At 66.9% G+C, this 20518-nt stretch carries 15 protein-coding genes; 8 read left to right on the top strand and 7 right to left on the bottom strand.

Annotated features, from left to right (window positions below; translation table 11 throughout):
• Positions 1-2 precede the first annotated feature (2 nt).
• From QO259_RS10455 to QO259_RS10485, 7 genes are all read left to right on the top strand, one after another.
• Entirely contained in the window at positions 3-920 is a 918-nt protein-coding gene (locus QO259_RS10455; RefSeq protein WP_285949930.1) for a hypothetical protein, read from the top strand.
• Positions 920-1468, top strand: a complete 549-nt coding sequence (locus QO259_RS10460) for an HI_1402-related protein (RefSeq protein WP_285949931.1) — start codon at positions 920-922, stop codon at positions 1466-1468. The genes QO259_RS10455 and QO259_RS10460 overlap by 1 nt, the downstream gene beginning before the upstream one ends.
• Before the next feature lie 147 nt (positions 1469-1615).
• Positions 1616-1834, top strand: coding sequence for a Com family DNA-binding transcriptional regulator (locus QO259_RS10465; RefSeq protein ID WP_285949932.1), 219 nt, complete (start codon positions 1616-1618; stop codon positions 1832-1834).
• Entirely contained in the window at positions 1755-2408 is a 654-nt protein-coding gene (locus QO259_RS10470) for a DNA adenine methylase (RefSeq protein ID WP_285949933.1), read from the top strand. Before QO259_RS10465 ends, QO259_RS10470 begins: the two co-directional genes overlap by 80 nt.
• Before the next feature lie 278 nt (positions 2409-2686).
• Positions 2687-4030, top strand: a complete 1344-nt coding sequence (locus QO259_RS10475; RefSeq protein ID WP_285949934.1) for an efflux RND transporter periplasmic adaptor subunit — start codon at positions 2687-2689, stop codon at positions 4028-4030.
• Positions 4027-7137 carry an efflux RND transporter permease subunit gene (locus QO259_RS10480; RefSeq protein WP_285949935.1) on the top strand — a complete coding sequence of 1037 codons (3111 nt, stop codon included), beginning with the start codon at positions 4027-4029 and terminating at the stop codon, positions 7135-7137. The genes QO259_RS10475 and QO259_RS10480 overlap by 4 nt, the downstream gene beginning before the upstream one ends.
• Entirely contained in the window at positions 7134-10226 is a 3093-nt protein-coding gene (locus tag QO259_RS10485; RefSeq protein WP_285949936.1) for an efflux RND transporter permease subunit, read from the top strand. The genes QO259_RS10480 and QO259_RS10485 overlap by 4 nt, the downstream gene beginning before the upstream one ends.
• 42 nt (positions 10227-10268) lie before the next feature.
• Here QO259_RS10485 and QO259_RS10490 read toward each other — a convergent pair whose 3' ends face one another.
• A complete protein-coding gene (locus tag QO259_RS10490) occupies positions 10269-11441 on the bottom strand; it encodes a GGDEF domain-containing protein (RefSeq protein WP_285949937.1) in 1173 nt (390 codons plus the stop codon).
• Positions 11442-11748: 307 nt separating this feature from the next.
• Between QO259_RS10490 and QO259_RS10495 the strand changes: the two genes are divergently transcribed.
• Complete coding sequence (locus QO259_RS10495) at positions 11749-14217, top strand: acyl-CoA dehydrogenase (RefSeq protein ID WP_285949938.1); 2469 nt, start codon at positions 11749-11751, stop codon at positions 14215-14217.
• Between the two features lie 157 nt (positions 14218-14374).
• Here QO259_RS10495 and QO259_RS10500 read toward each other — a convergent pair whose 3' ends face one another.
• The 6 genes from QO259_RS10500 to QO259_RS10525 all read right to left on the bottom strand — a co-directional run bounded on the left by QO259_RS10500 (position 14375) and on the right by QO259_RS10525 (position 20516).
• Positions 14375-14824, bottom strand: a complete 450-nt coding sequence (locus QO259_RS10500) for a septal ring lytic transglycosylase RlpA family protein (protein ID WP_285949939.1) — start codon at positions 14822-14824, stop codon at positions 14375-14377.
• Positions 14825-15048: 224 nt separating this feature from the next.
• On the bottom strand, positions 15049-16842 hold the full coding sequence (locus QO259_RS10505; RefSeq protein WP_285949940.1) for an SLC13 family permease: 1794 nt from the start codon (positions 16840-16842) through the stop codon (positions 15049-15051).
• Between the two features lie 178 nt (positions 16843-17020).
• On the bottom strand, positions 17021-17998 hold the full coding sequence (locus QO259_RS10510) for an NADPH:quinone reductase (RefSeq protein ID WP_285949941.1): 978 nt from the start codon (positions 17996-17998) through the stop codon (positions 17021-17023).
• Between the two features lie 196 nt (positions 17999-18194).
• Positions 18195-18770: a hypothetical protein gene (locus tag QO259_RS10515; RefSeq protein ID WP_207037121.1), complete on the bottom strand. Its 576-nt coding sequence runs from the start codon at positions 18768-18770 to the stop codon at positions 18195-18197.
• A gap of 139 nt (positions 18771-18909) precedes the next feature.
• Positions 18910-19677, bottom strand: coding sequence for an IucA/IucC family C-terminal-domain containing protein (locus tag QO259_RS10520; RefSeq protein ID WP_285949942.1), 768 nt, complete (start codon positions 19675-19677; stop codon positions 18910-18912).
• Positions 19678-19727: 50 nt separating this feature from the next.
• Complete coding sequence (locus QO259_RS10525; protein WP_285949943.1) at positions 19728-20516, bottom strand: ABC transporter ATP-binding protein; 789 nt, start codon at positions 20514-20516, stop codon at positions 19728-19730.
• Positions 20517-20518: the final 2 nt, after the last annotated feature.

Here is a 20518-nt window from a genome sequence, read left to right on the forward strand (position 1 = left end):
TCGTGCCCTTCACTCTTGTCAAACCCACCCCGATGAACTGGACCGGCAAGCGCATCGTCGCCGGCGACCAGGTGCCGTTCATCACCAAGTTCGAAGCGACCCAGGACATGATCGCCGCTTTCGTCGACGAATGCCGGCAGATGGTCGACTCGATCCAGGCCGGCTACGACGGCATGGTCGAGCAGATGAACGCGACCCAGGCCGCTGCCGAGCAGGCGGCCGCTGATCGCCAACAGACCGGGCTGGATCGGCAAGCAACGGCCGCTGATCGGCAGCAGACGGCGCTGGATGCCAAGGCCACGGCGGCCGACAGGCAGCAGACCGGCGAGGACCGGGCAGCGGTCGCGGCCGACAGGCAGCAGACAGGCGAGGATCGAGCGGCCACCGCCGCCGATCGGCAGCAAACGGGACTCGACGTCACGGCGACGCAACAGGCCCGCCAGGCCGCCGAGGCGCTATACAGCGATCTGGATGCAGTCAAAACCGCGCGCGAACAATCGACCGCCGCCGCGCAGTCCGCGAGCGAGGACGCCGATCGGGCCGAGACCGCCGCCGGTCAGGCCGAAGGCGCGGTAGCAGATCACGAAGCGAAAGCCGACCCGCACCCGCAGTACGTCAAGACGGTGACGCTGCAGGCGGATTACTACACCGCCGCCGAGGTCGATTCGATGGTCGCCAACGCCGGGCCATCGACGCAGGTCGGCGCGGTGGGGACGTATGCGTTCTTGCTATATCGCTATTCAACGCTATTTGAGCCGGGTGATACGGCGGCAGGCAGCAATCTGTATTACACGAATGCAACTAACCAGGACGACCCAGCGTATTTCCGAGGTCCGGTAAGCGGAACGTGGCGATGCATGGGGCACAGCTGGGCCTCCTCGGGGAATTCGAGAAAAACGTTATGGCTGAGGATCGCATGATGGATTTGAGAAATGCCGCCTACGCCGGCAACGGCACTATCGACTGCGAAATCGAACACCCCGAACTTGGGTGGATTCCTTTCACTGCATCCCCGGACGACCCCGACGAGCGCGCGCGAGGCATCTACCAGCAGATCCTCGATAGCGGGATCGAGATCGCGCCGTACGAGGTGCCACCGGTAGACGTCGAGGCCCTGGCTGCCAGCAAGCTCGATGAGATCAACCGCGCATCCGAGGCTGACCTCGCTGAGCTGCGCCGACAATACCCGCAATACGAGATCGACACCTGGCCCCAGCAGGAAGCCGAAGCCCGCGCCTGGCAGGCCGACAACAACGCCCACACGCCGACCCTCGACGGTATCGCCGCACGGCGCGGCATTGCATTCGAGGAGCTGGTGCGGCGTGTGATCGCCAACGCCGAGGCATACCGCCCGATCGTCACAGACGTCATCGGCAAGCGTCAGCGTCTCGAGGACCAGATCAGGGCGGCGGTCGACGCCGGCGATGCCGAGGCGCTCCGCGCGGTGACGTGGAGCGAGGAAGCATAGGAAAGAGGAGCGATCGCCAGTGGTGGTACCAGCACCACCGGCGATCCCAACAGCAGATCCAGCCTGCGTGTCGGCCAGGGCTCCCCGCATCGCGCGATGCACGCGGGAGTCTAGGCGAAACGTTAGATCGACAGAAGGCCTGGATGAATGAAAGCGATCCGCTGTAGCGGTTGTAGCAAGCTGCTGGCCCGTGCCGGCCAGTTCGACACCCTCGAAATCAAGTGCCCGCGCTGCGGACGCATCAACACTCAGAGAGCCACGAGCTCCAGATCCCAGGAGACCACTCGTGGCTCAACCGATAATCCCGTGGATGGGCGGCAAGCGTCGCCTCGCAGATCGCATCTTTCCTCTCATGCCGCCACATGAATGCTACGTCGAGCCGTTCGCCGGTGGCGCGGCCCTCTACTTCCTGCGCGGGCAACCCGCGCAGGTCGAGGTGCTCACCGACATCCAGCGCGCCGCGCGCTTCTACTACCTCCAACAGAACGCCTTCGGCGCCAGGATCGAGGGGCAGACATTCGGCACCGCAACCACAACCCCACCGGGGCTCAACCTGCTGCGCCTGGAGGAATCGCTCTCAGCCGCCCACCTCCGCCTGGCCAGCACCTACATCGAGCGCCTACCGTGGCAGGAGTGCATTGCCCGGTACGACCGCGCCCACACGCTGTTCTATCTCGACCCGCCGTACTGGCAGACTGAGGGATACGGGGTGCCGTTTGGCATCGAAGAGTACGAGCAGATGGCCGACATCCTCGGTAAGCTCAAGGGCAAGGCGATCATCTCGCTGAACGACCACCCCGACATCCGCCGCGTGTTCGCGAACTACCACATCGAGAGCACCGACATCCGCTACACCGTCGGCGGCGGCAAGGGCCAGGAGGCCCATGAGGTGCTCATATTCAGTTGGGACGTCGAGGCCGAGCCGGCGGGGCTGTTTTAGGCGGGAGATAACGGCCGTTTACGCGGAGGCTGTGCGGCCGTTACCGGTGTTCCATATCATGTGGCGCAGCGTCCTGATTCGTTTGGCGCGCTACAACGATGGTCGGGCTTTTTTCTCGTCGCACGGCCAAGATTCCGAGGATCGAACCCGTGTGTGCAGGTTGCGCATTTCGTGAACACTGTTCCGTTAGACTGCGAATCTGTTTAGCCTGTCACGGTTTGCGTCTACGCTTCTGGCGCAGGCTCATCACGAACGCCGTCCAAGGATTGCCGCCGCCCATGTCGTCTTCGCCTACTCAACGCCCTCGTCGTCCGCTGCGCTGGTTGCTGCTGATTCTGCTGCTGGTGGTGCTCGCCGGGGTCGCCTATCGCCTGTTGCTGGCCCCGGCGGACAAGGCTACCCCTTCCGCCCGCGCAGGTGCCCCGGCCACCGCGGTGTCGGCGGTCAGCGCCAGCCGCGGCGATCTGCCGCTGCGCCTCAGCGCCCTGGGTACCGTACGCCCGCTGCGCAGCGTCGATATCCGCACCAGGGTCGAGGGCGAGCTGACCGAGGTAGCCTTCAACGAAGGCGATCGGGTGGAGAAAGGCCAACTGCTGGCACGGATCGACCCGCGCGACTATCAGGCGGCGCTGGCCCAGGCCCAGGGCCAGCTGCGCCAGAATCAGGCCCAGTTGGCCTCGGCGCGTGAAGACCTGGCACGCTATCAGAAGCTGATCTCCACCAACTATGTCTCGCGTCAGGAGCTCGAGCAGCAGCGCCAGCTGGTGCGTCAGTACGAAGGTAGCGTGGCCGCCGACCAGGCGGCGGTCGACAGCGCCCAGGTGCAGCTGGACTACACCCGGATCACCGCGCCCTTCAGCGGCGTGGTGGGTATCCGTAACGTCGACCCCGGCAATATCGTGCAGTTGGGTGACAGCGACCCCATCGTCACCCTGACCCAGCTCGACCCGATCTCGGTGATCTTCTCGCTGCCCAGCCGCTACGTCGACACCGTGCGGGCGCGCCTGGCAGCCGGCGAACATCCGGCGGTGAGCGTGACCGGTCCCGACGGCCAGAGCGTCAACGGCCAGTTGACCAGCGTCGATAGCCGCATCGACAGCGCCACCGGTACCATTCGCCTGCGCGCCACCCTGGACAACCCCAGCGGCGGGCTCTACCCCAATGCCTATGTCGACGTCAGCCTGATCTCGCAGACCCTACGCGACCGCGTGATCGTACCCGAACCGGCGATTCAGACCGGCCAGAACGGCGACTACGTCTACGTGGTCAACGCCGACGACAGCGTCACGCGTCGCGAGGTCGAAGTGAGTGCCAGCGAGAACCACCAGAGCGCCATCGCCAGTGGCCTTGACGCCGGCGAGCGCGTGGTGGTGGACGGCGTCGACAGCCTGCGCGACGGCGCCAAGGTGCGTGTGGTCAGCGATGCCCTGCCGGGGGAGTCCACCGACGACAGTGGCAGCGCCAGCGCTGATGAGCCGGGTGGCAGTAACGCTGGTGATAGCGGCGGAGATAGTGGCGAAGATAGCGGCGGAGATGGCGGCGGAGATGGCGCGGATACCAGCGCCACCCAAGGGGCGGCTTCGGCCGCGCCGGCAGGAGGCGCGGACGGCAGCGCCTCATGAACCCCTCTCGCCTGTTCATCCTGCGCCCGGTCGCCACCTCGCTGATCATGCTGGCGATCCTGATCGCCGGCGCCCTGGCCTATCGTCTGCTGCCGATCTCATCGCTGCCGGAGGTGGACTTCCCCACCATCCAGGTGACCACGCTCTACCCCGGCGCCGGCCCGGACGTGATGCTCTCCCACGTCACCTCGCCGCTGGAGGATCAACTGGGCGAGATCGCCGGCCTCGAGGACATGAGCTCGACCAGCACCGGCGGCGCCTCGCTGATCACCCTGCGCTTCGCCCTCGACTCGGACCTGGGAGTCGCCGAGCAGGAGGTTCAGGCCGCGCTCAGCCAGGCCGAGACCCTGCTGCCGGACGATCTGCCGCGCCCGCCCAGCTACAGCAAGGTCAACCCCGCGGACGTACCGATCATGACCCTGGCGGTGAGTTCCAAGAGCCTGCCGCTGACCCGAGTCTACGATCTGGTCGACACGCGCATGGCGCAGAAGATCGCCCAGATCAGCGGCGTGGGTCAGGTCAAGCTGGCCGGCGGCCATCAGCCGGCGATCCGGGTCAGCGTCGATGCGCGCCAGCTGGCCGCCCACGGCCTCGATCTGGCCGCGGTGCGCAGCGCCATCGCCGCGGCCAACGTCAATCAGGCCAAGGGCACCCTCTATGGCCCTTACCGCGCCTATACCATCGACGCCAACGACCAGCTGCTCTCCGCCGACGGCTATCGCGACCTGATACTCAAGAGCGATGCCAACGGTGTGCTGCGTCTGGGCGATGTCGCCGAGGTCGAAGAAGGGGCTGAAAACGCCTATCTCTCGGCGCGTGCCAACCAGGACGGCGCGATCCTGATCGACGTGCTGCGCCAGCCCGGGGCCAACGTGGTCGCGGTCGCCGACAGCATCAAGCGCACCCTGCCGCAGTTGGAACGCACCCTGCCCGGCAGCGTCGACGTGCGCGTGCTCACCGACCGCACCACCACCATCCGCGCCGCGGTCAAGGATGTGCAGTTCGAGCTGATGCTGGCGATTGCGCTGGTGGTCATGGTCACCTTCCTGTTCCTGCGTAACATCCCGGCCACGCTGATTCCCAGCCTGGCGGTGCCGCTGTCGCTGGTGGGTACCTTCGGCGCCATGCAGCTGGCCGGCTTCAGTCTCAACAACCTCACCCTGATGGCACTGACCATCGCCACCGGCTTCGTCATCGACGACGCCATCGTGGTGCTGGAGAACATCACCCGCTACATCGAGAAGGGTGAGCGGCCGCTGGCCGCCGCGCTCAAGGGCTCCCGCCAGATCGCCTTCACCATTCTCTCGCTGACGGTATCGCTGCTGGCGGTGCTGATTCCGCTGGTGTTCATGAGCGGCGTGGTCGGGGTGCTGTTCCGCGAGTTCGCACTGACCCTGGCGATCTCGATCGTGATTTCGGCCTTCGTTTCGCTGACGCTGACCCCGATGCTCTGCGCGCGCTGGCTCAAGCATCGTCCGGAGGCGGTCGAGGAGAGTGATGACGAGGCGCTGGTACGCGGCCGCCAGGGTCTGTTCGGGCGGTTGACCCGTGGCTACGAGCACGCCCTGAACTGGGTGCTGCGCCACCAGGGCCTTACCCTTGGCGTGGCCGTGGCCACCCTGGCGGTGACCGCGCTGCTGTTCGCGTTCACCCCCAAGGGGCTGTTCCCGGTACAGGACACCGGGGTGATCCGCGGTATCACCACCGCCACCCAGTCGACCTCGTTCCACGCCATGTCGGTCCGCCAGCAGCAGCTGATCGACCGCCTGCTCGCCGATCCGGCGGTGGCGAGTCTCTCCTCGAGCATCGGCATCGACGGCACCAACACCACCCTCAACAGCGGCCGAGTGACGATCAACCTGAAGCCGCTGGATGCGCGCGACGGCCTCCACACGGTGCTCGCCCGGCTGCGCCAGGCGAGTCAGGGCATACCCGGGCTGACGGTGGCGCTGCAGCCGGTCCAGGATCTGACCCTGGAAGACACCATCAGCCGCTATCCCTATCAGTTCGCGCTGACCCAGGGTGACCGCGCCACCCTGGACACCGACGCCGCCAAGCTGCTCGCCCGGCTGCGTCAGGCGCCAGCGCTGGCCGGCGTCTCCAGCGACGTGCAGAACGCCGGGCGCAAGCTCCAGGTGACCATCGACCGCGCCCGTGCCGGGCGTCTCGGCGTCAGCGTCGCCGATATCGACGACGCGCTCTACGATGCCTTCGGCCAGCGCCTGGTCTCGACCATCTTCACCCAGGCCAGCCAGTACCGGGTGGTGCTCGCCGCCAACCACGCCGACAGCGATGGCCCGGCAGCGCTCTCGCGGCTCTACGTGATCAACGCCGACGACGAACGCATCCCGCTGACCACTCTGGTCAGCCTGCACGAGACCACCACCCCGCTCTCGCTGCAGCGGCAGAACCAGTTCCCCTCGGCGCTGATGTCATTCGCCGTCGCCGATGGCTACTCGCTGTCGCAGGCCTTCGCTGCGGTCGACCAAGCGGCGCAGGAGAGCCTGAGCGCGCAGACCACGCTCAGCTATCGCGGCGCGGCGCTGGCCTACAACGATTCCACCGGGGATACCCTGTGGCTGATCCTGGCCGCCATCGTCACCATGTATATCGTGCTGGGGATTCTGTACGAGAGCTTCATCCACCCGTTGACGATTCTCTCGACCCTGCCCTCGGCGGCGATCGGTGCCCTGCTGGCACTGCAACTGAGCGGCGGCGCGCTGGGTCTGGTCGCGGTGATCGGCATCATCCTGCTGATCGGTATCGTCAAGAAGAACGCCATCATGATGATCGACTTCGCCCTCGAGGCGCAGCGCGAGCGCGGCATGGCCCCGGCCCAGGCGATCCACACCGCGGCGCTGCTGCGCTTCCGGCCGATCATGATGACCACCTGTGCCGCCCTGCTCGGGGCGCTGCCGCTGATGTTCGCCAGCGGCTACGGCGCCGAGCTGCGCCAGCCGCTGGGGTTGACCATGGTCGGCGGACTGCTCTTCAGCCAGCTGCTGACGCTGTTCACCACGCCGGTGGTGTATCTGTTCTTCGACCGCCAGGCGGCGCGCTGGCGGCGAGACGCGCCGAACACGGCCGCCGACGAGGTTGAGGCATGAGTCTCTCGGCCCCCTTCGTCCGTCGCCCGGTGGCCACCCTGCTGCTGGCGATGGCGGTGGTGATGCTGGGCTCGCTGGCCTACCAGCGACTGCCGGTGGCGCCGCTGCCCAACGTCTCCTTTCCCACCATTCTGGTGATCGCCAATCTCACCGGCGCCAACCCGGAGACCATGGCGTCGAGCGTGGCGACCCCGCTGGAGCGCTCGCTGGGGCGGATTCCCGGGATCACCCAGATGACCTCCAGCAGCAGCAGCGGCTCGAGCCGGATCATCGTCCAGTTCGATCTCGACAAGGACATCAACGTCGCCGCCCAGGAGGTCCAGGCGGCGATCAACGATGCCCAGCCGCTGCTGCCCAGCGCCATGACCAGCCGCCCCAGCTACCGCAAGCTCAACCCTTCGGCAGCGCCGGTGCTGATTCTCTCGGTCACCTCCAACACCCTGCCCACCGGTGAGCTCTACCGCCTCGCCGATACCCAGATCGCCCCGCCCATCGCCCAGGTCCAGGGGGTCGGCGACGTCAGCGTCGGCGGCAGCTCGTCACCGGCGGTGCGCGTCGCCCTCGACCCGCGCCGGCTCAACCACGCCGGTATCACCCTGGACGCGGTGGCCGGAGCGCTGCGCGCCGCCACCACCCAGTCGCCCACCGGCTTCGTCCAGAACATCGACCACCGCTGGGAGATCGACACCGACTCGCAACTGCTCGAAGCCAGCGACTACGACCAGGTGGTGATCAAGCGCGGCACGGATGGTGCCGAGGTACGCCTGGGCGATGTCGCCACCATTCGCGATGGGGTCGAGGATCGCTACAACGTCGGTTTCCAGAACGACCGCCCGGCAGTACTGCTGATAGTCAGCGCGGCCAGCGGGGCCAATATCATCGAGACCATCGCCGGGGTGCGCGAGCGGCTCGACACTATCCGCGCGGCGCTGCCGGGGGATGTCAATCTCAGCGTCGAGCTCGACCGCGCGCCGGGTATCCAGGCGTCACTGCACGAGACCCAGCTGACGCTGCTGCTGGCGATCGCGCTGGTGGTACTGGTGGTCTTTCTCTTTCTGCGCAACGCCCGCGCCACCATCATCCCCAGCGTCGCCATTCCGGTCTCGCTGGTGGGCACCTTCGCCATGATGCGGGTGTTCGACTTCTCCCTCGACACCCTGTCGCTGATGGCGCTGATCGTCTCGATCGGCTTTCTGGTCGACGACGCCATCGTGGTGGTGGAGAACATCGCGCGCCATATCGAACGCGGCGTACCGCCGCTGCGGGCGGCGCTGGATGGCGCCCGCGAGGTGGGCTTCACGGTCACCGCGATGAGCGTCTCGCTGGTGGCAGTGTTCATTCCGCTGCTGCTGCTGGGCGGCTTCATCGGGCGGCTGTTCCACGAGTTCGCGGTCACGCTGTCACTGGCCATCGCGGTATCGCTGCTGGTCTCGCTGACGCTGACGCCGATGCTCTGCGCGCGCTGGCTCAAGCCCAGCCGCGCCCAGGAGCCGCGCTGGTCGCGGGCGCTCGCCGGCTTCGGCCGGCGCTGTCTCGACCTCTACGCACGCAGCCTGGACATCGCGCTCAGACACCGCCGGCTGACGCTACTGTCGCTGCTCGGCGTGATCGCGCTCAACGGTTATCTCTACGTCGCGGTGGACAAGGGCTTCGTGCCGGAGCAGGACACCGGGCGTCTGCTCGGCACCATGCGCGCCGACCAGGCGCTGTCGTTCGACGCTGCCTCGGACAAGCTGCGCCAGGTCCGCGAGCGCCTCACCGCCGACCCCGCGGTGGCCAGCGTGCTGGGCTTCATGGGCGGTCGCGGCCCGGGCCGCGGCGGCGCCTCGGCGACGCTGTTCATTACTCTCAAGCCGCAGCGCACCCAGTCGACCCAGGCCATCGGCAACCGCCTGATGGCCGGTCTCCAGGGCATGCCCGGGGTCAGCACCTTCATGTTCCCGCTGCAGGACATCCGCGTCGGCGGCCGCTCGACCAGCGCCTCGATGTACGAAATCACGCTCAAGAGCGATGACCTGGCCCTGCTAGGCACGTGGTCGAAGAAGGTGCAGACCGCGATGGAGAGCGTCGACGGCATCACCGCCATCGACAGCGACAACCGCGGCGAGGGGCAGTCGGCCAAGCTGGTGGTGGATCGCGACCTGGCCGCGCGTCTGGGCGTCGACATGCGTAGCATCGATACCGCCCTGGGCCAGGCCTTCGCCCAGAGCAAGGTCGCCAGCCTCTACGACGCCGACGAACAGCGCTACGTGGTGATGGAGGTGGCGGCGCCCTATCGCCAGGCGCCGGAGGCGATCGGCGACCTCTACGTCAGCGGCAAGGACGATACCCTGGTGCCGATCTCAGCGTTCAGCCATATCGAGCGCAGCACCACGCCGGTCAGTGTCAATCACCAGGGGCAGTTCGCTGCCACGACGATCTCGTTCAACCTCGAGGATGGGGTCTCCCTCGGCGAGGCCACCGAGCGCATTCGCGCAGCGGTCGACGCGCTGCGCCCACCCACCGCGATCCAGGTCGATTTCGAGGGCAGCGCCGGCACCTTCCAGAGCGGCATCGAAGCGATGCCGTGGCTGATCCTGGCGGCGCTGGTCACCGTCTACCTGGTGCTGGGCATTCTCTACGAGAGCTATATCCACCCGCTGACGATTCTCTCGACGCTGCCCTCGGCGGGGGTCGGCGCGCTGCTCGCACTGATGGCGCTGGATACGCCGTTCACGCTGATCGCGCTGATCGGCATCATCCTGCTGATCGGGGTGGTCAAGAAGAACGCCATCATGCTGATCGACTTCGCCGTGATCTGCGAGCGCGAGCAGGGCATGAGCCCGCTGGAGGCGATTCGTCACGCCGCCCTGGTGCGCTTCCGCCCGATCATGATGACCACCCTGGCGGCGATTCTGGGCGCCCTGCCGCTGCTGCTGGGCACCGACGAGAACGCCGCCCTGCGTGCCCCGCTGGGGATCACCATCATCGGCGGTCTGGTGGTCAGCCAACTGCTCACGCTCTACACCACGCCGGTGGTCTATCTCTATCTCGACCGCCTGCATCGGCGCCTGCGCCCGCGGCAGCTGGCCAACGAGCACGCCGACTGAGCACGCCGACTCAGCGCCGGCGAGGAGTAAGGCTCGCCGCGTTCAACCGGCGTGACGATAGCGCCCCTTGCCGGCGCGCTTGGCCTGATAGAGGGCGGCATCGGCGCGATCGATCAGCTTCATCAGCCGCTCGGCGTCCAACTGACGGAGGTCGGCCTCGCGTGCAATGCCAATGCTCATCCCCACCCCGGGATAGGTCTTGTCGAGCGCCTTGATGGTCGCCAGCAGGCGCTCGGCGATCTCCGACGCCAGGAACTCGCTGGCGCCGGACAGTAGCAGCAGAAATTCGTCCCCACCCCAGCGCACGACGAGATCCTGCTGACGCAACACCTGCTGAAGGAGTGCCGCCACGTCCACCAGCAGGGCGTCGCCGGCCTCGTGGCCTTGGTGGTCATTGATCTGCTTGAAGCCGTCCAGATCGATATAGTAAAGCGTCGCTGGCAGCGCGCCCGCGACACTGCGGCGCAAGTCATCGACCCGGCGATAGAAGCCGGGACGATTGTGGAGGCCGGTCAGATAATCGTGTTCCGCCTGGAAGCGGCTGCGGCTCTCCCCCAACAGGGCCCGCTCGGCGAAGCCATTGAGATAGCAGCTGAACCATAGCGTGGCCAGCCAGTAGACCGGCCCCTGGGCGACGAAGATCCAGTAGGCACCCTCCGCCTGGAACGGCACCGCCAGCTTGAGCGGCACATCGGCGAGCAGCACCAGCAGGACCGACAGCCGCGGCCGGCCAATGCACAGGGCGGGAAATGAGCTGGATACCACCAGCAAGGTACCGATGGCGACCAGCTGCAGCGGTGGTGGCGCCTCCATGAGGGCATAGACACCGAGCCCGCCCAGTGACAGCGCCCATAGCAGCACGAGAATGAGAATCCCGTCCACCGGCGCGCTCTGGCCGCGCTGCGCGCGTCGCTGACGCCAGTGGTACTCCAGGACTCGGCCGGCCATCAGCCCCAGGTTCAATATCACCCAGGCCAGCATGAACGGCGATGGAGTGGTGATCAGCATGGCCACGCCGGCGAGCAAGGTGCACGTCATCCCCGCCAACAGCAGCGGCAGATGCATGATGGCGCCACCACTGAGCCTTTTTATCACCTCGTCCGGCAACGCACGATCGCAGCCGTTGAGCCAACGCAGGAATCGATACCGGGGCAGGTCGAAGTTCATGCTGTACGAGCGCCGACCCAGGGCCATGAGACGCAAGAGGAGTTTCATTCAGGCTTCCGTTGAGGATCGCGTGCGATCGATGGATGGTGACCGGTGATCGACGACGGCCATCGCGTCGTATGTCTCTGCGCCCCTAGTGTGCCCTCGACTCGTCTAGGAGCCTATCGGCAGGCGGTCTGGCACGCTGAAGCGAGCCCGACTAGCCCAAAAGGATAAGAGCCGAGACGCTAGCCAGCCGGCCTGCGATCCGCTAGTCTGAAAACCAAATTCAAACGCTCGTCTGAATTTGTGGGAGCGTCCCCCGCAGCGGTGTCTGCGGCCGGCACTCCCGACGTCTTCTCCTGCGGAGTTCGCCATGATCACACTGCTGCTTCTCGTCGCCGCCATCGTCGGCTGTCTGGTCGTCATGCGTCGCGAGGCCGGCGCCCTGCCGGCCGTCGCGGTACTCGCCGTTCTCGGCGTACTGGGGCTGGTTCTGGATGCCGAGATCATCGGCGTCCTGCTGCTGATCGCCGCCGCCGGCATCGCCATCTGCGGGCTCAAGCCGCTGCGCCGGCTGTGGCTGTCGCCGCGTCTGTTCAAGGTGTTCAAGAAGATCGCGCCCAAGGTCTCCGAGACCGAGCGCGTGGCGCTGGATGCCGGCACCGTGGCCTGGGACGGCGAGCTGTTCAGCGGCCGCCCGGACTGGAAACGCCTGCTGGCGTTCGACAACCCCGGCCTGAGCGACGAGGAGCAAGCCTTCATCGATCACCAGTGCGCGGTCGCCGCCGGCATGTGCAACGCCTGGGAGATCGCCCGCGAGCGCGCCGACATGCCCCCCGAGCTGTGGGATTATCTGAAGAAGGAGCGCTTCTTCGGCATGATCATTCCCAAGGCGTATGGTGGCCTCGAGTTCTCGGCCAAGGCGCAGTCAGCGGTACTGCAGAAGCTCGCCTTCAACGAGACCCTGATGAGCACCGTGGGCGTGCCCAATTCGCTCGGCCCGGGTGAACTGCTGCTCAAGTACGGCACCGAAGAACAGAAGAACCACTACCTGCCGCGCCTGGCCGATGGCCGTGACATCCCCTGCTTCGCGCTGACCGGCCCGCGCGCCGGCAGCGACGCGACCTCTATCCCCGATGTGGGTATCGTCTGCCGCGGCATGCACGAAGGCAAGGAAGTCCTCGGCCTCAAGCTCACTTTCGAGAAGCGCTGGATCACCCTGGCACCGATAGCCACCGTGGTCGGCCTGGCCTTCCGCATGTTCGACCCGGACAACCTGCTCGAACGCGGCGAGAGCGATATCGGCATCAGCTGTGCGCTGATCCCGCGTGAGACCGAAGGCATGCAGATCGGCCGCCGTCACCATCCGATCGGCAGCCCGTTCATGAACGGTCCGATCCGCGGCAAGGATGTGTTCATCCCGCTCGACTACCTGATCGGCGGGCTGGAGATGGCCGGCCAGGGCTGGCGCATGCTGGTCGAGTGCCTCTCCGTGGGGCGCTGCATCACCCTGCCCTCCGGCGCTGCCGGCACCGGGCGCTACGCGGTGGGCTGGACCGGCGGCTTCGCGCGGATCCGGCGCCAGTTCAACATCGCCGTGGCCGACATGGAGGGGGTGCAGGAGCCGCTGGCGCGTCTCGCCGCCAAGGCCTATATCTCCCAGGCCGCGGTGATGCAGACCGCCAACACCATCGACCACGGGGTCAAGCCGGCGGTGCCCTCGGCGATCCTCAAGAGCCAGCTGACCGAATTCCAGCGCGAGATGATGATCGACGCCATGGACGTGCATGGCGGGCGTACCGTGACCCTGGGGCCGCGCAACTACCTGGGGATCGGCTTCAGTGCCACGCCGGTGTCGATCACCGTCGAGGGCGCCAACATCATGACCCGCAACCTGATGATCTTCGGTCAGGGCGCGATCCGCTGCCATCCTTACGTGCTCGACGAGCTGGCGGCCAAGGACAGCAATGACTTCGCGGCATTCGACAAGCTCTTCTTCCGCCACACCGGGCTGATCTTCGGCAACGCCGCGCGCGCCTTCACCCAGGCGCTGGGACTCGGCCGCGCCGAGGTACCGTTCGACTCCCTGGCCAAGCCCTATGCGCAGGAGGTGGCACGCCTCTCCTCCGCCTTCGGCCTGTGCGCCGACGCCGCCATGGCCAGCCTGGGCGCCAAGCTCAAGCAGCGTGAGATGATCTCGGCGCGCCTGGGCGACGTGCTCTCCAACCTCTACCTGCTGTCGATGGTGCTCAAGCAGTGGCACGACAGTGACCGGGTCGACGGTGAAGCCGCGCTGTTCCACTACAGCTGCCGCTTCCTGCTCAACCGCGCCGAGCAGGCCCTGGTGGAGCTCTACGAGAACCTGCCCAACCGCGCCCTGGCCCATCTGCTCGCTGGCATCACGATGCCGCTGGGGCGCCGCTGGCACAAGCCGCAGGACAGCCTGACCCGCGATATCGCCAAGGCGATCTCCACCGACACCGCGCTGCGTCACAAGCTCACCCGCAATACCTGGGACAGCTGGGAAGAGGGTCAGCAGGAGAACCCGCTGGCACGCTACAACGCGCTGCTGGCCAACGCCGAGCGCGCCGAGACGATCTATCGCACGCTGGCCAAGGCGCGCGCCAAGCGCGAACTGCCGGAAGCCGCACTGCACCCCGAGCAGTGGATCGAAGCGGGTCTAGAAGCCGGCCTGCTGAGCGAGGAGGATGCCGTATTCATGCGCGCCCACGAGGCCGAGGTGCTGGACATGCTGACGGTCGACGACTTCGACTTCGACGCCTTCACCAGCCAGCAGCCGAGTGCCAACCACGAGCGCCAGACCCACACCACGCCGGCGTGAATAGGGGCCGGGGGCCAGCAGTAATGATCCCCAGCCTCTCTCTCCCAAAAGGCCGCGGCCCCGTTCGAGAACGGGGCCGCGTTTTTTTGTGCCGCCGGGGCGCGCCAGCAGTTCGGGATAACCCCAGTGTTCACGATAACCTCAGATGGCAGGCCGACTACTGCTCCAGCACCTGTAACTGGACGTCGGCGGTGCCGTCATCGATCAGTCCCAGCTTCTCGGCAGCCCGCTGCGACAGATCGATGATGCGCCCGGGGACGAAGGGCCCGCGGTCGTTGATTCGCACGATGGCGCTGTCCCCGGTGCTCAGATGCGTCACCTTGACCCGGGTACCGAACGGCAGCGTCTTGTGCGCTGCGGTCATCGCCTGGCCATCGTAGGGTTCACCGCTGGCGGTCAGCCGCCCTTCGAAATAGGGCGCGTAGTAGGTCGCTTCGCCGACCCGGCGGCGCTGGTTGGGCACCGGCCGTGGCTCACGCTCGTGCGCTACCACCGGTCCCGGCGCCTTGCGCTTGCCGGCGGCCTTGCCGGTGGTGCTGGTTGCCGCCGGCGCGGCGTCAGACTGGGTGGCGTGGGGCGTGGCGCAGCCGGCCAGCAGCAGACTCATGGCGAGCGCGGCGAGCAGCGGCCGCCACCCGAGTGCGGCACGCCCAGGTGGCACCGGTGGCGGATCAGCGCGGGATGAATCGGCACCGGGCAGGTGGTCGCGAACGACGGCGCTAGCCCGAGCGGGCGCCGTGGAAACATCGATGGTGGCCATAAATTGCAGGTCTCTCGGCAAGCGGGTCGCGATGGCGGATCGCGGAACATCACGGCTGACGGAAGCTGCGCTCATGATAGCGGCCAAATGAGCAAGATGAGAGGAATCGCGGTCAGCGTGACCACCGCCGACAGCGGCAGCCCCAGCTTCCAGTAGTCGCGGAAACGATAGCCCCCCGGCCCCATCACCAGGGTATTGGACTGATGCCCGATCGGGGTGAGGAAGGCGCAGGAGGCGCTCACCGCCACCGCCATCAGAAACGGATCGAGCGAGACCTGCATGCCGCTGGCCAGATTGGCTGCGATCGGCGCCATCAATAGCGCCGCGGCGGCATTGTTGATGACGTTCGAGAGCAGCAGCGTGAGCACGAACAGCGCCGTCAGGGTGACCACCGGCGGCCAGCCGCTGCCCGCCGACATCATGGCGTCGGCGATCATCTGCGCCCCGCCGCTGGTCTCCAGCGCCTTGCCCACCGGCAGCATCGCCGCCAGCAGCACGATCACCGAGCCCTCGATCGCGTCATACCCCTCCCGCAGTGGCAGCACGCCCAGGGCCAGGGTGATCAGCGCCGCCAGCGACATGGCGATGGCCGCGGGCAGCAGATCGAACACCATGGCGGCGATCGCCAGCGCGAAGATGCCCACCGACAGCCATAGCTGGCGCGGCTGCCCCAGCGCCAGCTTACGACTGGCCAGCGGCAGACAGCCCAGGGTCGACAGGCTCTCGCTCAGGTTGTTCTCGTCGCCCTGCAGCAGCAGGACATCGCCGGGCTGGAAGCGCACCTCGCGCAGGCGCTGCTTGAGCCGGGTACCATCGCGGGAGACCGCCACCAGATGCAGGCCGTGCTGGTTGAGCAGGCGCAGTTGGGAGACGGTGCGGTTGATCATCATCGAGTCGTTGCGTACCACCACCTCGACCAGCTGCAACTCATCGGCATCGAGTCGGGGCCGCGCGTCATCGCTATCCTCGTCATCCTCGCCGCTGGCGCTGATGCTCAGCCCCGCTTTGTCCTCGAGCAGCTTGAGATCCTCCGGGCCTGCCTCCAGCAGCAGGATGTCGCCGGCGGCCAGGGGTCCGAAAAAGCGGTGGCCGGAGTAGCGCTCTTCGCCACGCAGCACGGCCAGTACCGGCACCGGGTCGCCGCACACCTCGCGCAACTCGCGCAGGCTCCAGCCCACCGCCTTGGCGTCCTCGTTGACGTGCAGCTCGCTGAGATAGGCCGAGGTCTCGAACAGCTCGTCGGCGGAGGCCTGCCCCTGGCGCTGCGGCGTCAGCCGCCCGCCCAGCAGGATCATGAAGGCGAGCCCCGCCAGCGCCACCGCACCGCCTACCGGGGCGAAGTCGAACATGCTGAAGGGCCCCTCGCCCTGTCCGGCGCGGAAGGCACTGATAATGATATTGGGCGGCGTGCCGATCAGTGTGATCAGCCCGCCCAGCAGCGAACCGAAGGCCAGCGGCATCAGCAGCAGCGAGGGCGAGGTGTCGTGCTCGCGGGCGACGCGCACCGCCACCGGCAGCAGCAGCGCCAGCGCACCGACGTTGTTCATCATCGCCGATAGCAGGATCACCGTCGCCGTGAGCACCGAGAGCTGCCAGATCGGGCGACTACCGGCCTTGAGCGTCTTCTCGGCGATCCAGTCGACCACGCCGGCGTGTTCGAAGCCACGACTCAGAATCAACACCGCGGCGACGGTGATCACCGCCGGATGGCCGAAGCCGGAAAATGCCTGATCGGCGGGCACCAGCCCCAGCAGCACGCTCGCCAGTAGCGCCGCCATGGCCACCATGTCGTAACGAAAGCGCCCCCAGACGAAGGCGACCAGGGTCAGAAAGAGGACCGCGAAGACCCAATAGGCATCCTGCATGGGTATGACTCCTTGTCGTGCACTGCTGCCCTCCCGGCAACAGGTTTGATAGGCAAACCACCTGCCGAGCCTGCCCGCAGCAGCGAAAAAGCCGGCAGCGCCCCAGAGGCGCTGCCGGCTTTTGCAGCATAGGTCATTGTCACGCCGGCGGCCGTGCACCGGCGCTCACGGGCGCGGCTCAGGGAATCAGAATCGTCGACCCGGTAGTGCGCCGCGCCGCCAGCGCCTCCTGCGCCTTGCCCGCGTCGGCCAGATCGAAACGCTGGGCGATATCCATCTTGACCTTGCCGCTCTCGAGCAGATCGAACAGATCCAGGCTCATCTCATCCAGCCGCTCAGGCGTGTCGGCGTAGCCGTTGAGGCTAGGGCGGGTCAGGTAGAGCGAGCCCTTCTGGTTGAGAATGCCGATATTGACCCCCTCCACCGCGCCGGAGGCGTTGCCGAAACTCACCATCAGCCCGCGCGGGGCGAGACAGTCGAGCGAGGTGGTGAAGGTGTCCTTGCCCACCGAGTCGTAGACCACCGGCACCATGGCCCCGCCGGTCAGCTCGCGTACCCGCTCGGCGACGTTCTCCTTGCGGTAGTTGATCGTCGCCCAGGCGCCGTTGCGCTTGGCCAGCTCGGCCTTCTCGTCAGAGCCCACGGTGCCGATCACCTTGACGTCGAGCGCCTTGGCCCACTGGCAGGCGATGGAGCCCACACCGCCGGCCGCGGCATGGAACAGGATCGTCTCGCCGCCCTCCAGTGGAAAGGTCTGGCGCAGCAGGTACTGCACCGTCAGCCCCTTGAGCATCGACGCCGCGGCGATCTCGAAGGAGATGTCCTCGGGCAGCTTGACCACTTTCTCCGCCGGCAGCACGTGCAGCTGCGAGTAGGCGCCGAGGGGCCCCTGGGCATAGGCCACGCGGTCACCGACAGCAAGGTGGGTCACGCCTTCGCCCACTGCCTCGACCACCCCCGCCCCTTCGGTGCCCAGCCCGGACGGCAACGACGGCGCCGGATAGAGCCCGGTGCGGAAGTAGATATCGATGAAGTTGAGGCCGATGGCACGGTTCTCGACGCGCACTTCGCCCGCCTGGGGCGCTGCCGGTTCGAAGTCGACATACTCGAGCACCTCGGGGCCGCCGGTGCGAGAAAACTGAATGCGCTTGACCATGAACTGTCCTTGTGGGGAAACGGGTTGAGCTTGGCGTACTTGGCGTGCGTAGGGGTATCGAACGACACGAACCTCAGTCCTGTCGATACCTCAGTCCTGTCCAAACCCTCATCCAAGCGCCATTCGCCAGCCGGGTCAAGCCACACGCCGCGAACGGGCCGGTTTGATGCTCGGAGGCTCGGCCCGCTCGATGGGGTCAGATCACGCTGTGGGGAAAGCGCTCCAGCGCGGCAACGAAGCGCTGCTTGTAGGACTCGAAGGTCTCCGGGTCGGCCTTGAAGGTCTTGACGATGCCGTCGCCGTCGAAGCGCACCACGCCGGGCAGCTTCCCGCCCTTGGGCTCGGGATGACGCGGCGCCAGACCGACAAGCATGCCGCCCTCGGCATCGATCCAGCGAGTGATACCGCAGTCACGGAAAAAGCGCTGCGCCTCGGCGTCATTGGCGAGCACGCGCAGCGGCGCTTTCTCGGCGAGCAGACGGATGAGGCGCGCGCTGTGCTCGCTATGACCATCGCCCTGAGGTGTCGAGACCATCGCCAGCTCCATGCTGCGCCCCTCGACGTCGGCGGAGACCAGCGCCAGGCTCAGCACCTGGCGGTCGTCGTCGGTCAGGGCGAACAGCCGTGCGGCCTCCTGCTCGAACAGCACGCCCAGGGTCCCGGCGAAGGTGACCAGCGGCGCCAGCCCCGCTTCACGGCCATAGACATTGGCGCACAGCTGGGCCAGGCACGCCTCGCGGCTCTCGGGGTTCTTCACATGAACGACTTTCATCGGACTCTCCGCACGCATCGACTCGGCCCCGCCCGCGCTGACGCACGCTGTTGGCGTGCCGCCGGACGCGGGCAGGCAAAAGCGCGCAGCCTAGCATATTCCATCGCCGCGGGCGCGCCACCGACCCCGGGGACCGGCATCACCCCTCGGTTCGAGACCGGCTCAGCGGACAGGATTGGCAGTAGGCCACCGGGCAGGCGGCACGGTAATAGAGGCAGCAACTGCGCCGGTAGCGCACCTCGACGCCATCCGCACGGCGGGTCTTGGCGTGATGGAAACGCGCCAGCGGGTTGAAGTCGATGCCAAACAGCTCGGGGTCGGCCTCGAGCAGGAAGCGGTAGTCCGCCTCACAGCGCCGGCGCGCGGCGGCGTCGACCAGCCCGCCTTCGAGCTCGGCCAGGCGGCGTTCGTAGAGTGAATAGACCCGCACTGCCAGATTCTCCCACAGCATGCGCGGCGGCACGCCGCCCACCTCACGCAGGGTCTGCCACAGCGGTGTGATCAGCCCGGCGAACAGCTGCTTCAACAAGGCATGACGCGCGCGCTCCCGCGACGCCGGCGCCCAGCGCTGAAGTTGCAGCGAGCGCAGTGGCAGCGTCGAACGCCACGCCTGGCCATCGTGGCGGATATCGATCAGGCAGTTGCCCGGCGCCAGATCGAGCCCGCGATCGCACACCGAGAGCAGATAGAGCGGCGCGCCGGTGAGCAGAAAACCCAGGCGCTTCGACAGCAACGAGGCGGTGGTGCGCCGGTCGGGCGAGCCGAGAATCGGCCCCAGACGGTCCAGCAGTTCAGCGCAGCGCCGGGGGTCGCGGAACGCCGTCATCGACAGTGCCGCCGCCCCCGCGGCATCCGCCGACTCGAGGCACAGGGACTCATACAGATAGCGATGGTGCTCGGCCGCCACCGAAGCGCAATCCTGGTGGCCAAGCGGGCCCCGCGCCGCTGCCGGCATCATCACGCTGCCCCCTTGCCGAACGGAATGCATAGCGGCGTATGGAAGAATGGATCCTCGATCACCCGGCACTCGAGCTGGAATATCTCTTTGACCCGTTCACGGGTGATCACCGCCTGAGGCCGCCCCTGGGCATGAACACGACCCTCGCGAATCGCCACGATATGGTCGGCATAGCGGCACGCCAGGTTGAGATCGTGCAGGACCATGACAATGGTCTTGCCGGCATCACGGTTGAGGCTGACGAGTAATTCGAGCACCTCCATCTGGTGGGTCAGATCGAGAAACGATGTGGGCTCGTCGAGCAGCATCAGCGGCGTGTCCTGAGCTACCGCCATGGCGATCCAGGCACGCTGACGCTGGCCACCGGAAAGCGTCTCGACGCGCTGCTCGGAGAGGTCATCGAGGCCGGTCCTCGAAAGCGCCTGCGCCACGGCGCGTTCATCGTCTTCGGACCACTGCGCCAGCCAGCTCTGATGCGGATGGCGGCCCAACCCCACCAGTTGACGCACGCTGATGCCCTCCGGCGCCACCGGGTGCTGTGGCAGTAGCGACAAAGTCCTGGCCACCGCCCTGGTCGGCCGCTGCCGGATATCCTCACCGTCGAGAGCGACCTGACCCTGCCACGGCGTCAGCAGTCGAGCCAATGCTTTCAGTAGCGTGCTCTTGCCGCAGCCGTTGCTGCCGACCAGCACCGAGATGCGCCCTTCCGGCAGCTCGAGCGACAGCTCGCGCAGAATGGCCTGCCGCTGGTAGCCCAGTGTGAGTCGGTTCGCAGAGAGAGTCGCCATGG

The organism is Salinicola sp. JS01 (assembly GCF_030284585.1).
Classification (GTDB): domain Bacteria; phylum Pseudomonadota; class Gammaproteobacteria; order Pseudomonadales; family Halomonadaceae; genus Salinicola.

Coding starts and splice junctions, on each gene's coding strand:
- QO259_RS10460 (WP_285949931.1), top strand. CDS start 920: ATGGATTTGAGAAATGCCGCCTACGCCGGCAACGGCACTATCGACTGC.
- QO259_RS10465 (WP_285949932.1), top strand. CDS start 1,616: ATGAAAGCGATCCGCTGTAGCGGTTGTAGCAAGCTGCTGGCCCGTGCC.
- QO259_RS10475 (WP_285949934.1), top strand. CDS start 2,687: ATGTCGTCTTCGCCTACTCAACGCCCTCGTCGTCCGCTGCGCTGGTTG.
- QO259_RS10480 (WP_285949935.1), top strand. CDS start 4,027: ATGAACCCCTCTCGCCTGTTCATCCTGCGCCCGGTCGCCACCTCGCTG.
- QO259_RS10485 (WP_285949936.1), top strand. CDS start 7,134: ATGAGTCTCTCGGCCCCCTTCGTCCGTCGCCCGGTGGCCACCCTGCTG.
- QO259_RS10490 (WP_285949937.1), bottom strand. CDS start 11,441: ATGAAACTCCTCTTGCGTCTCATGGCCCTGGGTCGGCGCTCGTACAGC.
- QO259_RS10495 (WP_285949938.1), top strand. CDS start 11,749: ATGATCACACTGCTGCTTCTCGTCGCCGCCATCGTCGGCTGTCTGGTC.
- QO259_RS10500 (WP_285949939.1), bottom strand. CDS start 14,824: ATGAGTCTGCTGCTGGCCGGCTGCGCCACGCCCCACGCCACCCAGTCT.
- QO259_RS10505 (WP_285949940.1), bottom strand. CDS start 16,842: ATGCAGGATGCCTATTGGGTCTTCGCGGTCCTCTTTCTGACCCTGGTC.
- QO259_RS10510 (WP_285949941.1), bottom strand. CDS start 17,998: ATGGTCAAGCGCATTCAGTTTTCTCGCACCGGCGGCCCCGAGGTGCTC.
- QO259_RS10515 (WP_207037121.1), bottom strand. CDS start 18,770: ATGAAAGTCGTTCATGTGAAGAACCCCGAGAGCCGCGAGGCGTGCCTG.
- QO259_RS10525 (WP_285949943.1), bottom strand. CDS start 20,516: ATGGCGACTCTCTCTGCGAACCGACTCACACTGGGCTACCAGCGGCAG.